Origin of the sequence: Janthinobacterium sp. J1-1 (genome assembly GCF_030944405.1) — a bacterium.
GTDB lineage: Bacteria > Pseudomonadota > Gammaproteobacteria > Burkholderiales > Burkholderiaceae_D > Janthinobacterium.
This window is the reverse complement of sequence record NZ_CP132339.1, coordinates 5942318-5957576: the sequence shown is the minus strand read 5'-3', so window position 1 is coordinate 5957576 and position 15259 is coordinate 5942318. Positions and strand designations below refer to the sequence as shown.

The window sequence follows — 15259 nt, the reverse complement described above, 5'->3', positions numbered from 1 at the left end:
AGCGTAGCGTCATCAGCAACAACCGCCGCGCTTGCCAGCGCCGCCGTAGCGCGCTTCCTGGCGTTCGCGGAAGAATTCCTCGTACGTCATCATCGGCTCGCCGGGATGGGTGATTTCCCGGTGCGCCACATAGGTATCGTACTCGGGCAGGCCGCACATCAGCCGCATGCTTTGCCCGAGATAGCGGCCTGCCTTGAGGATTTCATCGATCATTATGGCACCGTCGGCATGGCCTGGTACGGCGTTTCCCTGGTGCTGGGCTTGCTGTCGGCGCGCGCCTTCAGGATGGTGCGGATGCCGAAGAACAGCACGCTGATCACCACGATCACGAAGAAGCCGGCCAGGCCCGCGTCCAGGTAGTCGTTGAAGATGATCTGCTGCATCTGCGCCACCGACTTGGCCGGCGCCAGCAACTGACCCGCATCGAGCGCCGCCGAGTACTTGTCGGCATGGGCCAGGAAACCGACGCGCGGATTGGCGTCGAAAATCTTTTGCCAGCCGGCCGTCAGGGTGCACAGCAGCAGCCAGATGGTGGGCGTAATCGTTACCCATGCGTACTGGCCGCGCTTCATCTTGAACAGCACGCAGGTACCGAGGATCAGCGCAATCGCCGCCAGCATCTGGTTGGCGATGCCGAACAGCGGCCACAAGGTGTTGATGCCGCCCAGCGGATCGACCACGCCCTGGTACAGGAAGTAGCCCCAGGCCGCCACGCACAGGCCCGTGGCCAGCAGGTTGGCGATCACGTTTTCCGTCTGTTTCAGCGCTGGCACGAAACTGCCCAGCAAGTCCTGCAGCATGAAGCGGCCGGCGCGGGTGCCCGCGTCGACGGCGGTCAGGATGAACAGCGCTTCGAACAGGATGGCGAAGTGGTACCAGAACGCCATCATGGCCTTGCCGCCGATGGCGCCGGACAGAATCTGCGCCATGCCGACCGCCAGGGTCGGTGCGCCGCCGGCGCGCGAGATAATGGTGTGCTCGCCCACGTCCTTGGCCGTTTGCGTCAGCATTTCAGGCGTCACATAAAAGCCCCATTGCGAGATCGCCTGCGCGGCCGACTCGGCGGTGGTGCCGATCAGCGCGGCCGGGCTGTTCATGGCGAAATAGATGCCCGGCTCGATGGTCGAGGCGGCCACCAGGGCCATGATGGCGACAAACGATTCCATCAGCATGGCGCCATAGCCGATAAAGCGGGCATGGCTTTCGTTTTCAATCATCTTCGGCGTGGTGCCCGACGAAATCAGGGCATGGAAGCCGGACACGGCGCCGCAAGCAATCGTGATGAACAGGAAGGGGAACAGATTGCCCGACCAGACCGGGCCGGAGCCGTCGATGAACTTGGTCATGGCCGGCATTTTCAGGTAAGGCGCGACGACGATGATGCCGACCGCCAGGCCGACGATGGTGCCGATTTTCAGGAAAGTGGACAGGTAATCGCGCGGCGCCAGCAGCAGCCACACGGGCAGCACGGAAGCGACAAAGCCGTAGCCGATCAGCATCCAGGTCAGCTCGGTGCCGGTAAAGGTGAACATCGCGCCCAGCACGGCGTGTTCCTGCACATACTGGCCGCCGATAATGGCCAGCATCAGCAGGATGAAACCGATGATCGACACTTCGCCGATACGTCCCACGCGGATAAAGCGTGAGTACACGCCCATGAACAGGGCGATCGGTATCGTCGCCATCACGGTAAAGCTGCCCCATGGCGAGCCGGTCAGCGCCTTGACGACGATCAGGGCCAGCACGGCCAAAATAATCACCATGATCATGAAGCAGCCCAGCAGGGCGATCATGCCGGGAATCTCGCCCAGCTCGGCCTTGATCAGGTCGCCCAGCGAGCGGCCGTCGCGGCGCATGGAAATGAACAGCACGATAAAGTCCTGCACCGCGCCGGCAAACACCACGCCGGCCAAAATCCACAGCATGCCGGGCAGGTAGCCCATTTGCGCGGCCAGCACCGGGCCGACCAGCGGGCCGGCGCCGGCAATCGCCGCGAAATGGTGGCCAAACAGCACGTATTTATTGGTGGGAACGTGGTCCAGGCCATCGTTGTGCTTGAAGGCCGGGGTCATGCGGCGCGCGTCCAGGCCGAGGACCTTGTCGGCGATAAACAGGCTGTAGAAACGGTAGGCGATCAGATAGACGCAGACGGCGGCGATCACGATCCAGATGGCGCTGATCGGTTCGCCGCGTTGCAGGGCGACCACGCCCAGTGACGCCGCGCCGGCCAGCGCAAGCGCTGCCCAGCCGAGCTGTTTGAAAATGCGGTTCATGCTTCCTCCAGAAATTTGACGGGCGCTGCACCCTGTATTGGTTACCCTGTCGTGCCCTGGTCGTTGCCAGTTTGTTCAGTATGCGCAGCTTATGCCGAGTATTCACCAACCGTATAATGCTGGCAAGCGCAGCACTACGCAGTAACGCTCAGTATTACTACGCAGGCCGGGCGGCAGGCAGCCGCGTAAAATCGCAGTCTCGACGCTTCAATCCACTACCATCCACCACCATTGCGCCAGGTCATGAAACTACGACAGAAAGTCATCTTCCTGGCCATCACGCCGCTGATCCTGGCCATGTGCGCGATCGCCTTTGCGGTGCGCCACCAGGCCTTGATCCTGGCCGAGCAGCAGCGCGCCACCATCGAGCAGGCCTACCTGGCCAGCAAGGAGTCGGAACTGCGGCACTATGTGACCCTGGCCAGCCACTCGATTGCCAAGCTGGTCAAGTCGGGCCGCAAGGATGCCGCCACGCAAGAGGAGGCCAAGCGCATCCTGGCCGCGCTCAGCTATGGCGACGACGGCTATTTCTTTATCTACGATTTGCAAGGCAATTCGCTGATGCATCCGCGCCAGCCCGAACTGGTGGGGCAGAATTTGTGGGAGCTGCGCGACGCGAACGGCAATCTGACCATCCAGCGCCTGCTGCAGCGTGCCAGGAGCGGCGGCGGCTTCGAGCGCTACAACTGGGTCAAGCCGTCCAGCAATAAGTCGGCGCCAAAGCTGGGCTATGTGATCCTGATGCCGGAATGGGGCTGGATGATGGGCACCGGCATCTATATGGACGATGTGGACCAGGCGCTGGCCAAGGTCGGCGCCCAGCAGTTCGCCAATATCCGCTCGACCATGCTGTGGATCGCGGCCATCGCCATTCTCGGTGCGCTGGTGGTGGCCGGCTGCGGTCTGGTGCTCAATATCCGCGAACTGCGCGTGGCCGACGCCAAGCTGAAAGTGCTGGCGCAGCGGGTGGTCGAGTCGCAGGAGGAGGAGCGGGCGCGGCTGTCGCGCGATCTGCATGACGGCATCAGCCAGTGGCTGGTGTCGATCAAGCTGCAGATCGAGGCCGGCATCGCGCGCCTGTCCGGCAATGCCGAACAGCAGGCGAAGGCGCCGGCCACGTTCGAACGGGCCGCCGAGCAACTGAACAAGGTGCTCGGCGAAGTGCGCCGCATTTCGCACAATCTGCGCCCGGCCATCCTCGACGACCTGGGCCTGGGCGCCGCGCTCGACCACCTGGTGCACGAATACAATGACAGCAGCAGCGCCCAGGCCAGCTTTGCGGCCAGCCCGCCTGATGCCGGCGAAGGCTTGCCCGACATGGTCAATACGGTGCTGTTCCGTATCGCCCAGGAAGCGCTGACCAACAGCGAGCGTCATGCCAATGCCAGCGAAGTGCTGGTCGGCCTGCGCGAAGCACACGGCGTGGTCGAGCTGCGCATCGAGGACAATGGCGGCGGCTTCGACGCCGACGGCATCGCCCTGCACCCGCAGCGCGGCATCGGCCTGCGCAACATGACGGAACGCATGGAAGCCATCGGCGGCAGCCTGCATATCGCCTCGGCGCCCGGCGGCACGGTGGTGCTGGCGCGCCTGCCCTTCAATCCACAACGATGACTGAACAGACTCATGACTGAAACCATACGCATTTTGCTGGTCGACGATCACCCGCTGGTGCGCGACGGCTTGCGCGCGCGCCTGGAGGCGGTGCCGCATTTCGACGTGGTGGCCGAGGCCGGCGGCGCGGACGAAGCGCTGCAGCAGGCGCGCGCGCACCAGGTGGACCTGGTGCTGATGGACATCAATATGCGCGGCACCAATGGCATCGAAGCGACCGGCCTGTTCAAGCAGGCGTTTCCGCAGATCGCCGTGCTGATCCTGTCCATGCACGACAAGCTCGAATACGTGTCGCAGGCGATTGCCGCCGGCGCGCGCGGCTACGTGCTGAAAGATGCGCCCGGCAAGGATATCGTCTTCGCCATCGAGACGGTGATGTCCGGCGGTATTTATTACAGCGCGGCGCTGGCCAGGCAGCTGTCACGCCCGCAAGTGCAAGACACTTTCCTGACCCTGCGCGAACAGCAGGTGCTGCAGCATATCGCGGGCGGCCAGTCGAACAAGCAGATCGCGCGCGACCTGGACCTGAGCGTGCGCACGGTCGAGACCCACCGCCTGAACATCAAGCGCAAGCTGGGCATCGAAGGACAGGCCGAACTGATCAAATACGCGGTCGAGCACGCGCAATTCGATGCCGGTGCGGCGTGACAGGAGCAGTGCGCGTGCGAGGTTAGTTTCTTGATAGAATGTTTTTTTTGAACATTTATTGCCAATATTAAACTGTTGTGCGCGTGAGATTCGGATAGAATGATTCTTGCTGTCGAACTGTCATGCCCGCTTTGGCCAGCTTGCCGGCGATACCAGGTTTATTGACTATTTTTGCCTTACCCCCTACGAGATGATCGATGTCAACGTCTGAATCAAACCTGTTTCCTTTGGTGGGATTACAAGCAGTTGCCAACGCGCATAACGAGTGGGTGGCGGTCAGCTTTCATGTTCCGCAGCAAACGGGCGCACTGCTGGCCGCGCTGGCGGTGGCCGATGTCTACGCCCACCTGGCGCCGCTCGATTGCATCATTCCCGTCAGCGACCCGCATGGCGCGGACGAAGCGTTGCTGTCCCAGCTCCTGCCGCACCTCGTGCCACAGCGCACCATCTTCCGCCTGCCCGCCGCCGCGGCCGCGAATAAACAAGTCCAGAAAACCTGCTTGCATTGGCGCGAGGCCGGCTACCGCATCGTGCTCGACGGCCCGGGCGCCGGTCCCGTCACGGCAGCATATGTCGACGCGCGCGCGCTGGGCATCGATGCGGCCGGCGAACTGCCGGGCCTGCATCAGCTGATGACCTTGCCCGGTCCCCACCTGGCCTACAATATTGCCGATACCGACAGCCTGGCCGCCGTGGCGGCGCTGGGCGCCAGCTGGTTTGCCGGCGACTACGCGCTGCGCAGCGCGCGCCGCCACAGCGAAGCGGAAGAGGGCACCTCGCGCCGCCGCCTGCTGGCGCTGCTGGGCCTGCTGGCGCGCGACGCCGACGTGCAGGAACTCGAAGTGCCGCTCAAGCAGGATCCGGCGCTGGCCTATCATCTGCTCAAACTGGTCAACTCGGCCGCCTTCGGTTTCACGGCGACCATCACCAGTTTTAACCAGGCCATCACCCTGCTGGGCCGGCGCCAGCTGCAGCGCTGGCTGCAATTGCTGCTGTATGCGCGCCAGCAGGACGATGGCAAGATCAATCCGCTGCTGCCGCTGGCGGCCGTGCGCGCGGCGCAGATGGAGTCGCTGTGCCAGTTGCGCGGCGGCGACCGCGCGGCGCAGGACCTGGCCTTCATGACCGGCGTGTTTTCCCTGCTCGACACCTTGCTGGGCATGGATATGCCCGACATTATCGCCACCCTCAACCTGGACCCGGCCGTCAGCGGCGCCTTGCTGGACCGCAGCGGCGAACTGGGCGCCATGCTGGCGCTGGCCGAAAGCGGTACCACGCCGCCAGCCGCCAGCCTGGCGCGCGCCGGCATCGACGGTGAAACATATTGGCGCAGCCTGCTGCAAGCCTACCAGTGGGCCATCACGGTCAGCCGGAACATCTAGCATGACCATGCTGCCGGTGTCGGACTCTCTCAGTGACAGCGCCGCCCTGTGCGACGCCGTGGTACGCCTGCGCGGCGCGGCCCTGGTGACGGAACTGGGCCGCATCGCCGGCAGCGTGATGGCCAGCGCGCACGGCGAGTTCCTGCCGTCGGCCAGCGGCGACACGCTGATCGCCCATGCGGACTCAGGACTGCTGCAGGAAATCAGTTTCGACGGCCATTGCTTCGGCCACTACCGGGTGGCCGGCAAGCATCGCTATGACGACACCGACCGCCGCCAGCTGTCCAGCCTGGCGTCATTGACGGCCGGCGTGCTGCAGGTGCATTCGCTGGCACAACGCTCGACGCACGCGTTTGCGCAGGTGGAAGCCCTGCTGGCACAGCAGACGCAGATCCTCGACCAGCTGCACGAATCGGTGCTGACGATGGACCTGACCGGCTACATCACCAGCTGGAACAAGGGCGCCGAACGCCTGTTCGGCTACTCGTCGGTGGAAGCGGTGGGGCGCAACATCCTGTTTTTATATGACGACGAAGACACCGGTTTCCACGACGCCTTCCTGGAGCAGGGCGGGCGCCTGATGGAAGTGCGGCGCCGCAAAAAATCCGGCGAGATCTTCTGGGCCAGCCTGTCGCTGTCGCCGCTGCGCGATTTGGACGAGCGCCCGGTCGGCCTGATCGCCTACCTGACCGACATCACCGAACGCAAGCTGGCCGAAGAGCGGCTGCACCACCTGGCCTATTACGACGCGCTGACCAGCCTGCCGAACCGCACCCTGCTGACCAAGCTGGTGGACCAGGCCCTCTCCGTAGCCCAGCGCAGCAAAATGCTCGGCTGCATGCTGTTCATCGACCTGAACCGTTTCAAGCTGATCAACGACACCCTGGGCCGGCGCGTCGGCGACGAACTGCTGCGCCAGGTTTCCGTGCGTTTCCGCCAGGTGCTGCGCGACCAGGACCTGGTGGCCCGCCTGAGCGGCGATGAATTCGCCGTCGGCCTGTTCGACATCAGCCAGCATTTCGAAGCGAGCACGGTGGCGCAAAAGTTGCTGGCCTCGCTGGTGGAGCCGTTCCTGATCGAAGGCCACGACCTGCGCGTGGGCGCCAGCATCGGCATCAGCGTCTATCCGCAAGACGGCCACGACGCCGAAACCCTGCTGCGCCTGGCCGACATCGCCATGTACCGGGCCAAGCAGGACGGCGGCGGCGACGCCGAAAGCGTGGCCTTCTACAGCCAGGACATGAACCTGGGCATGCAAGCGCGCATGCGCCTGGAAACCGGCCTGCGCCACGCCCTGGCGGAACATCAATTGCTGCTGCACTACCAGCCGAAATACGAGCTCGGCAGCGGCCGCATGATCGGCGCCGAAGCCCTGGTCCGCTGGCGCCACCCCGTGCACGGCATGATCCCGCCCGCCGACTTCATCCCGCTGGCCGAATCGACCGGCCTGGTGGTGCAAGTGGGCGAATGGGTACTGGAAGCGGCCTGCGCCCAGGCGCAAGCATGGAAACAGGCCGGCCTGCCGCCGATCCGCATTGCGGTGAACGTCTCCGCCCGCGAATTCACCTCGGCCCTGCCGACCAGAGTCGCCGCCATGCTGGAGCGCTACGGCCTGGAAGCGGCCTGGCTGGAACTGGAAATCACCGAAAGCACCCTGATGCACAACATCGAGCGCGTGATCGGCATCATGGACCGCATCACCGCGCTGGGCGTGGCGCTATCGCTGGACGACTTCGGCACCGGCTATTCCAGCCTGTCGTACCTGAAACGCTTCCCGATCGACACATTAAAGATCGACCGATCCTTCACCACCGGCATTCCGTCGGACGCCAGCGACTGCGCGATTGCCACCACCATCATCAGCATCGCCCAGCAACTGCACCACAAGGTGATCGCGGAAGGCGTGGAAACGGCCGAGCAGATGGCCTTCCTGAAGAGTTCGGGCTGCGACGAAGTGCAAGGCTACCTGTTCTCGCGCCCGCTGGCAGCGGAAGAGTTCGAGCGCGTGTTGCGGCTGAACTGGGACTTGTAAAGAACACGGCAACAATCGCGCCAACTTCAGCGCAGCCATTGGTAAGCCCGCAAGCTTTATGTATAATGCAGGCTCTGGAAGCGTGGCCGAGTGGTTGAAGGCACTAGTCTTGAAAACTAGCGACGGGTTAAACTGTTCGTGAGTTCGAATCTCACCGCTTCCGCCAGGAAATAAAAACTAGCCACCCTCGGGTGGCTTTTTTTATTTCCTGGCGGAAGCGAGCAGGGCGCCTGCGCGCCCTGCGTGTGAGATTCGAAGGGCTGGGCGTACCTGCCCAGCCCGCCCCGAATCCGCCACCTGCTGCCGCTGCGCGGCAGCTTCGCGCGCCGTGGGCGCGCGTTCGTGGTTCTAATCAGGTTTCGACTGAGCTCGCTTCTAAGGCGTCCTTCGCATCAGTTCTTGTCTGAATGGCGGACCTGACCCTCGCGTCTTTCCGCGTCCCGAGGCCATCAACGAGTGGGCCGGCGTGCAAGTGGTGCGCTTCGCCCCGTATGACCTGGCCACAAGCGGGGAGGGCGCAGCATGAGCGATCACATCGACAAGACCGACAGCATCATCTACGCCAATGTGGCGCGAGGCCTGGCAGCCGTGCAGCGCGGCACAGGTCTGGAAGAGCATGGGCCCTGCCATTTCTGCGACGAGCCGTTGGCACCGGGCCTGCGCTTCTGCAACATCGAGTGTCGCGACGATTACGAAAAAGAGCTGGCGGTAAAAACCCGCGCCGACCGCTCAGGATGATCACCACACTGCGGTAGTTGATGGGGCCGTCGGGCATAGTTCGACAGAGCCGCGCCGCCCCAGCCACCCCACAGGCCGCCCACGAGGCGGCTTTTTCACGTCCCATCATCGCGGATTGCATCAAAAGCTAGAAAAATCCCCTTTTCGACCCGGCGCGCGCAGTTGTCCTCCCTCCACACCTGCCCGCTACATAGGGGGCTTTTGACTCAATTTGCGCCAAGGCCGAATGCGCATGAGGACTGGCGGGGCGGGGCAAAGAGGGGTATGCGATTTGACGCATTTTGACGCACTTTGAGCGGTTTTTGATGCTTATGGTGTGACGGGGGAGGGGCCGTATTGTTTTAAAGGTGTGTCGGAGACGGATTGCAGCCCAGCAGATCATGCTTACTCAACGTGGCCAGTAGTGCGGCAAGTTGCCGCGAATCCGCGCCACGATTTAGTTCTGTGATGAAGTGATGCTATTCGAATAATTTGGCAATCAGCATGGTTGTGTAGCTATGTGCTGTTCTGATGTTATCAATCTATGCTGTATTTTTTTTAATTTTCCATATAGAGTGTTGGGAAATTGAAGTGCATATATTCTAAGGGGATGAGATTGATTAATAGAGATTTACGACATACTTATGAAGCCTTGACAAGACATAATTATTTTCCAAATCAGAAAATTATCCAAGAATTGCCACCGTGCTTTTCAACTAGAGGTTTTACTCCTGAGATCGCGGAAATACTTTCAGCCCGATCTATACCTAAGGATAGGAGTGGTGGATATGATCATGTTGAATATCATGCTACTAGGCATAATAACGTACCTAGAACACTAGGAATTATTCATCCTGCGGCTTACGCACCATTGGCAAAAATTATTTTTGAAAATTGGGGAAGGATATCAGAAATTGAACGTAATGAAAAAAGCATGATTAAGCCAAGTATCTATTTGGATGGACGAATGTTTGTTATGAATTATGACGCTCCAGAAGATAGGGTGATTAAAACACTTAGAGAAAGTTTTGGTTGTAATTATAGGGTAAATACTGATATATCCGGTTGTTTTGGCAGTATTTATAGTCATTCTATATCTTGGGCAATATTAGGAATTGATGCAGCAAAGGAACGTGTTGGAAAGCCAGACTTCGGAAATCATTGGAGTGAAAAGTTAGATTTCTATATAAGACGTTCTAAACGGAATGAGACATTAGGTATAGCTATTGGCCCCGCGACTTCTAGCATTGTTGTTGAACTGATCCTTGGGGAGATTGATAAAAAACTACTAGATGATGGCTATAAATTTCATAGGTATATTGATGATTATGTTTGTTTTTGTAAAAATGAAGATGATTCAAAGAATTTTATTCAAGTTTTAGGAGGCGAGCTAAGAAAATACAAACTTAATTTAAGTTTGGCAAAAACATCTATTGTTGCATTGCCAGCTCCTGCAAATGATGGTTGGGTTTCAAAACTTGTCAGTGCCCTACCAAATCGTTTTAAAGATGAAGGTGGAATGAAAGACATGTATTTGCATGAATTAATGCAATTTCTCGATTTTGCTATAGTTTTAAATAAGCACACTTCGGATGGTGCTGTATTAAGATATGCTATTGGACTTATTTTTCCCTGCATTAATGATCAAACCCTTCCATCAATGCTTGAGTATATTATAAATTTGTGCTGGCATTTCCCTACCATTTTTCCATATTTGTATTTTATGATGGAGAAAAGTGACATCGATCCTTTGTTATATCAAGATAGAATAAATGATTTAATTATTGAAAATGCAAAAAATAAGCGCTCAGATGGTATGGCATGGCCTTTGTATTTGATATGGAAACATAAATTAAAAATTACCGACGAGGCTGTTTCTAAAGTTGTTGAATCTGAAGATTGCATTGCTTTATGTGTGCTGCATTTTATCGGCAGTGCTAATGATGCTGTTGTTGATTTTGCAAAGATGATTCTTAAAAAAGGTAATTTTGAAAAAGATAAATATTGGATTTTGTTATATCAATTGTTTAGAAGAAACTTAATAAAATCCCCTTATCAAGATGATACATTTAGCATACTGTTGAAGAATGGAGTGAACTTTATGCCGGAAGAAGGTAAATTTAGTTTGGCTGAAAAATACTGTGGATATGTATCCAATCCTTTTCTCGACCAAGAAGATCTTTTATCATATAAAGATTGGCTTGTGATGAAAAAAAACAAGTAAATTTATATATTTTTCTTCGGCGTGGATTTCTATAAATTAGTCAGGCTACAATGGGAGTGGCAAATATGCTTTTTGGATTTGCGTGTCAATTTGAGAAAAAATATGGCAAGGCTATGAAGCATCCAGTTTGTGATCTTTTTATGAGGCGCGCGGTGAACTCGAAATTGCCTTGCCGTGTTCTAAACGGTGCCGCACAGGGGTAAACTAAAGGTCGTTAGTCAGGCCTATAACTTGTACGAATATAAGATTAGTAGGTACATTTTTCATATACTGCTTGAAAGCTCTATGTAACGGAGTTATTTGCATTACACCGCTTCCGCCAGGCAATAAAGAAACCGCCTTCGAGGCGGTTTCTTTATTGCCTGGCGGAAGCGAGCAGGGAACCTGCGCGCCCTGCGTGTGAGATTCGAAGGCCTTACGCCTGCAGGCGCACGCCGGCCGAATCCTCCACCTGCTGCCGCTGCGCGGCAGCTTCGCGCGCCGCGGGCGCGCGTTTGTGGTTCCAATCAGGTTTCGACTGAGTTCACTTCTATTACACCATTTGAAGTCGTGGGCCAGAAATCGGGGGTCAGGTCCGTCATTCGTACACGATCTCAGCCTTGGCCATTTCCAAGGCCGTTGTCAGATCCGCCATTTACATGTGATCTCAGCCTTTTCGGTTTCTGCACAGCTGAGGCTATGTCGGAATGGCGGACCTGACCCTCGTTCCCTCGGGAATGGCGGACCTGCCCTCGTTCCCTCGTTCCCCTCGTCCCCCCGGACTTGTGTATAACGGCGTGGGCCAAACGTCACCATTTGGTTGGTGACCAAGTGTTCCTGTCGGCGAATAAGGTGGTAAAATCATTTTAGTCATGGATATTTTTGCTATCAATAAATAGAATTTTTCAGTATTATTTAAGAAATTTTTTGGCGTACGCAACTCGATAATTAAAATGGTATGGATCGGGCAAGGATACGACACGCTTAGACATAATTTAACGCGTCGTCCCTCCGTGCGACGTTAATGCAAAAAAGGAGCCGCTTCCACAGGGGCGGCCATTTGGCTTATGAGCCTCCACCATTATCCCAATATCCCATTGGTGCTAGTTAACGTTCACAATGAATCTACAGCCAACAATCCCTTCAGCACTATGGAACGCAGTCCAAAGCGCTTATGAAGCAGAAAATTACTCTCATGCAATATTGGAGGCCACATACCTCATAAGCGGCGTTCTCCGCGAGCGCGCTGGCGTTGATGGCGATGGGGCTTCTCTAGTAGGGCAGGCGCTAGCTGGAGATGATCCGAAGCTAAAACTAAATGCCTTTCAGTCTGAATCCGAAAGAAACGAGCAGAAGGGATTTGAGCAAATGTTGCGAGGGATTTACTTAGGGATAAGAAATCCTCGTAGTCACGAGCAAACTACTGATGACAAAGAGACCGCAGACGCGATCATTCACTTTTTGGGCTATATCATTAAGCGCCTAAATTCGTCAAAAGCGGAGTTTACAATCGACGGCTTCCTAGCTCGCGTCCTAGACAGTGAGTTTGTTGAGTCCGTTCGCTACGCCGAATTACTCGTGGCTGAAGTGCCGAAGCTTCGCCTTTCAGATTGCTTGATCAAAGTTTACCGCGAGCGCAAGAAGATCGAGCTGAGAAAGCTACGTCACCTTATCCCAGCTCTATTGAGCGCGTTGACTCCGCCGCAGCTCGCGGCTTACCTGAACGTAGTATCCGAAGAATTGCGCACAGCTACAGATGATCCAACTATCCGTACGTCCCTGCAGATGCTCACGGCTGAGGTTTGGCCTAGTATTTCAGAGTTGCCTCGTCTTAGAATCGAAAACAAACTTGTTCAAGGCATAAGGCAAGGAGAAGTATTAGCATCAGGGAAAACGACTCAGCCCTTGGCAACTTGGTCGAATACTTTTTTGAAGGCATTTACTACAAGGTCAGAAACAGCGAATGCCCTGATCAGCAGATTAGATGATCAAGATCCTGATGCTAGGCATTACGTGGCAAAATACTTTATGCGAAATTTGCCGGAAGTAATGAGTACAGCTTCTCAGAAAACAAGGTGTATTCGGGCAATTGTTTCCGCAGTGGACGACGACGACGCGAATGTCCGTTCGAATTTAATCGGTGCAGTGCTCTCATATCCGGTCGACTGGCAAATGGAGTTGGCTGAAGAGTTAAAGCAACTGACGGACGAGGAAAATCCAGCTGTTCATTTGGCTGACGGTAGTCCATTTTTATCCGCTCCAGCTAAGGATGAGTTCGATGATGACATTCCTTTTTAGTAAATGGACACAAATTTGTCGAGTGAGACAAGGGATATAGTGTTGAATAAATCGTACAACAACAGGGGCGTCCCTAATTTTTCCACCCATATGTGTGAAATCTCAGACTTTGGTGTATGGTCCGACAGCATGAAATTCGAAAAGCGATCTATTCGCTAACGCCAGCATCGGTCTACGGTGCGCCGGCCTCGACACGGTCATTGTAATGCCGCCTGTCACTGTCGAATGGCCAGATGTGGCGACCGGAATGCGGAATGGCAAGAAATAAGCCAGTGCGACCTCGCCGACTCTTGGCAAAAAATTCACGCGGCACACAATTTATATTTCTTTATTTCGCAGCAAGCCGTTCCCGTCACTGCAACACCATTCTGACCGGATACAGGACAGCGCCTGCCTTGTCAGGCCACCAGTTTCTTGAAGGTCGCCAGCACCGCTTCGCCCTTGAACGGCTTGACGATCCAGCCCTTGATGCCGGCCGCCTTGCCGCGTTCCTTCATGATCGGCGAGTTTTCCGTGGTCAGCATGATGATGCTGACGCTGGTGTTGCCCAGTTCGCCGCGGATCTTTTCCACCATGGTGAGGCCGTCCATGACTGGCATGTTCACGTCCGACACCACCAGCTTGATGCCGCGGTCGCTTTTCAGCTTGGCCAGGCCGTCGGCGCCGTCCACGGCCAGCAGTACTTCCAGGCCGTTCTTTTTCAGAAAATCGCCGACTTCGTTGCGTACGGTGCTTGAATCGTCCACTACCAGAATTTGTGCCATGTGAGTTCCTGATTGATAAGTTAAAACAGCTCCAGCTCGCCCGTTTCTTCGGGCTGCTGGTCGGGGTCGACAGTGAAATCCATTGCTTCATAGGCGAATACACACAGGCTGGCGTGAACCGCTCCGCCGGCCGCCATGCTGACCCGAAAATGCTGCAAATAGTTGTAGGGCAGCGACTGCAGGTGCAAGGCGCTTTGCTTGAATAAAATGTTCGGCGTGGACATTCCGAGGTGCGGAAAGAACTTCCCCAGATCGCGGTTCAGAATGCCGCAACACAGGTTGGCTGATTCGCCGATCGCATCCTCGGAGGCATGTTCCGGCGTGAAATAAATCATCACCATCATCTTGACCAGATAGGACGAGATGGTCAGCGCCACCACGTGGGTTTCCGGGAAGTGCAGCGCGGTATCGACCACGCCGACCTCGATTGCGGCATTGTCGGCCGTGCCGATACCGCTCAACAGGGCGCGCGACAGCAGATGGTCGAGCGCAGCTTGTGCTGGTTCGCTAATCATGGGTAGTCCACACAGTGAATGGCGCAGGCGGGCCGCATCAGGCGGCCAGCGCGAGACGCGACTGTTTATTGATCTGGTCAAGGCCGACCACCGCGCCGACGATCATCTTGCCGCCAGCTTGCAAGTCCTGGAAGGTGGCGGTGGTGATCAGGTCGTTCTGGTACAGGCTGCTGCGATAGCTCTTCGACAGTTTGTCGGAGCGCTGCGCCAGTTCGCGCACTTCCGCGGCGACCACGGCGAAACCACGCCCGTGCGGGCCGGCGCGCGCCGCTTCGATGGACGCGTTGATGGCGACGATGACGATCTGGTTGACGATCACGGCGAATTCGTCGTTCTTGCTATGCATGTCGCGGTTGTGCCTGATCAGGACGGCCATGTCATGGTGCCAGCGCTCGAAGGTGCGTACCAGGCCCATCAGCCTGGTGATGGTGTCCTCGGAACGGCTGCAACTGCCGAGCGCCTCGGCCTTGTCCTGCGCCATGCGTTGCTGCAATTCGGCGATCTGTTGTTCGGTGATGTGTCGCAACTCCTGCAATTGCTCATCGCCAGTGCGGCTGGCCTGCTGGAGCAGGTCGGCTTGCAGGTCCTCTTGCCGTTGCTGCGCCGCGACGAGCGCTTGCAATTCGGTCTGCAGTGCGTTCAGCTCCTCCCGGTCGACCATGCCGGCCAGCTGGCGCCGCAAGCGCCGTATCATCCAGGCGCACGGCAGCGCGCAGAAAACAGCACCGAAAATAAAAAAAACGATAGGCATAACATCCGTTTCAATCGAGATGGAATCAACGGCCGGCGCGTGGCGCCGGCCAACCAGGGTGG

12 protein-coding genes and 1 tRNA gene are annotated in these 15259 nt (G+C 57.0%); 8 read left to right on the top strand and 5 right to left on the bottom strand.

The window, feature by feature from the left end; all coding sequences use genetic code 11:
- Positions 1 to 12 precede the first annotated feature (12 nt).
- Both Q8L25_RS27170 and Q8L25_RS27165 read right to left on the bottom strand, forming a co-directional pair.
- Positions 13 to 213: a YbdD/YjiX family protein gene (locus tag Q8L25_RS27170; protein WP_308922348.1), complete on the bottom strand. Its 201-nt coding sequence runs from the start codon at positions 211 to 213 to the stop codon at positions 13 to 15.
- Positions 213 to 2273 carry a carbon starvation CstA family protein gene (locus tag Q8L25_RS27165; RefSeq protein ID WP_308922347.1) on the bottom strand — a complete coding sequence of 687 codons (2061 nt, stop codon included), beginning with the start codon at positions 2271 to 2273 and terminating at the stop codon, positions 213 to 215. The genes Q8L25_RS27170 and Q8L25_RS27165 overlap by 1 nt, the downstream gene beginning before the upstream one ends.
- 243 nt (positions 2274 to 2516) lie before the next feature.
- Between Q8L25_RS27165 and Q8L25_RS27160 the strand changes: the two genes are divergently transcribed.
- From Q8L25_RS27160 to Q8L25_RS27125, 8 genes are all read left to right on the top strand, one after another.
- A complete protein-coding gene (locus tag Q8L25_RS27160) occupies positions 2517 to 3887 on the top strand; it encodes a cache domain-containing protein (RefSeq protein WP_308922346.1) in 1371 nt (456 codons plus the stop codon).
- Between the two features lie 12 nt (positions 3888 to 3899).
- A complete protein-coding gene (locus Q8L25_RS27155; RefSeq protein WP_308922345.1) occupies positions 3900 to 4535 on the top strand; it encodes a response regulator transcription factor in 636 nt (211 codons plus the stop codon).
- A 197-nt stretch (positions 4536 to 4732) separates the two neighbouring features.
- Positions 4733 to 5917, top strand: a complete 1185-nt coding sequence (locus tag Q8L25_RS27150) for an HDOD domain-containing protein (protein ID WP_308922344.1) — start codon at positions 4733 to 4735, stop codon at positions 5915 to 5917.
- A gap of 1 nt (position 5918) precedes the next feature.
- On the top strand, positions 5919 to 7949 hold the full coding sequence (locus Q8L25_RS27145) for an EAL domain-containing protein (RefSeq protein WP_308922343.1): 2031 nt from the start codon (positions 5919 to 5921) through the stop codon (positions 7947 to 7949).
- A gap of 76 nt (positions 7950 to 8025) precedes the next feature.
- Positions 8026 to 8115 (top strand) — tRNA-Ser (locus tag Q8L25_RS27140).
- Between the two features lie 356 nt (positions 8116 to 8471).
- Complete coding sequence (locus tag Q8L25_RS27135) at positions 8472 to 8687, top strand: hypothetical protein (RefSeq protein WP_308922342.1); 216 nt, start codon at positions 8472 to 8474, stop codon at positions 8685 to 8687.
- A gap of 595 nt (positions 8688 to 9282) precedes the next feature.
- Positions 9283 to 10890, top strand: coding sequence for an antiviral reverse transcriptase Drt4 (gene drt4 / locus Q8L25_RS27130; protein WP_308922341.1), 1608 nt, complete (start codon positions 9283 to 9285; stop codon positions 10888 to 10890).
- A 1098-nt stretch (positions 10891 to 11988) separates the two neighbouring features.
- Positions 11989 to 13167, top strand: coding sequence for a TIGR02391 family protein (locus tag Q8L25_RS27125; RefSeq protein WP_308922340.1), 1179 nt, complete (start codon positions 11989 to 11991; stop codon positions 13165 to 13167).
- 398 nt (positions 13168 to 13565) lie between these two features.
- Here Q8L25_RS27125 and Q8L25_RS27120 read toward each other — a convergent pair whose 3' ends face one another.
- From Q8L25_RS27120 to Q8L25_RS27110, 3 genes are read right to left on the bottom strand one after another with little or no spacing between them, the layout of a single operon-like run.
- On the bottom strand, positions 13566 to 13931 hold the full coding sequence (locus Q8L25_RS27120) for a response regulator (protein ID WP_308922339.1): 366 nt from the start codon (positions 13929 to 13931) through the stop codon (positions 13566 to 13568).
- A 20-nt stretch (positions 13932 to 13951) separates the two neighbouring features.
- The gene (locus Q8L25_RS27115; RefSeq protein ID WP_308922338.1) at positions 13952 to 14446 is read right to left on the bottom strand and encodes a hypothetical protein; all 495 of its coding nucleotides are present in this window, start codon (positions 14444 to 14446) and stop codon (positions 13952 to 13954) included.
- A gap of 37 nt (positions 14447 to 14483) precedes the next feature.
- Complete coding sequence (locus Q8L25_RS27110) at positions 14484 to 15197, bottom strand: methyl-accepting chemotaxis protein (RefSeq protein ID WP_308922337.1); 714 nt, start codon at positions 15195 to 15197, stop codon at positions 14484 to 14486.
- Between the last annotated feature and the right edge of the window lie 62 nt (positions 15198 to 15259).

Excerpts from the sequence above, each read along its gene's own strand:
- Q8L25_RS27145 (WP_308922343.1), top strand. The coding sequence starts at position 5,919 with ATGACCATGCTGCCGGTGTCGGACTCTCTCAGTGACAGCGCCGCCCTG.
- Q8L25_RS27110 (WP_308922337.1), bottom strand. The coding sequence starts at position 15,197 with ATGCCTATCGTTTTTTTTATTTTCGGTGCTGTTTTCTGCGCGCTGCCG.
- Q8L25_RS27120 (WP_308922339.1), bottom strand. The coding sequence starts at position 13,931 with ATGGCACAAATTCTGGTAGTGGACGATTCAAGCACCGTACGCAACGAA.
- Q8L25_RS27150 (WP_308922344.1), top strand. The coding sequence starts at position 4,733 with ATGTCAACGTCTGAATCAAACCTGTTTCCTTTGGTGGGATTACAAGCA.
- Q8L25_RS27160 (WP_308922346.1), top strand. The coding sequence starts at position 2,517 with ATGAAACTACGACAGAAAGTCATCTTCCTGGCCATCACGCCGCTGATC.
- Q8L25_RS27165 (WP_308922347.1), bottom strand. The coding sequence starts at position 2,273 with ATGAACCGCATTTTCAAACAGCTCGGCTGGGCAGCGCTTGCGCTGGCC.
- Q8L25_RS27115 (WP_308922338.1), bottom strand. The coding sequence starts at position 14,446 with ATGATTAGCGAACCAGCACAAGCTGCGCTCGACCATCTGCTGTCGCGC.
- Q8L25_RS27135 (WP_308922342.1), top strand. The coding sequence starts at position 8,472 with ATGAGCGATCACATCGACAAGACCGACAGCATCATCTACGCCAATGTG.
- Q8L25_RS27125 (WP_308922340.1), top strand. The coding sequence starts at position 11,989 with ATGAATCTACAGCCAACAATCCCTTCAGCACTATGGAACGCAGTCCAA.
- Q8L25_RS27155 (WP_308922345.1), top strand. The coding sequence starts at position 3,900 with ATGACTGAAACCATACGCATTTTGCTGGTCGACGATCACCCGCTGGTG.
- Q8L25_RS27170 (WP_308922348.1), bottom strand. The coding sequence starts at position 213 with ATGATCGATGAAATCCTCAAGGCAGGCCGCTATCTCGGGCAAAGCATG.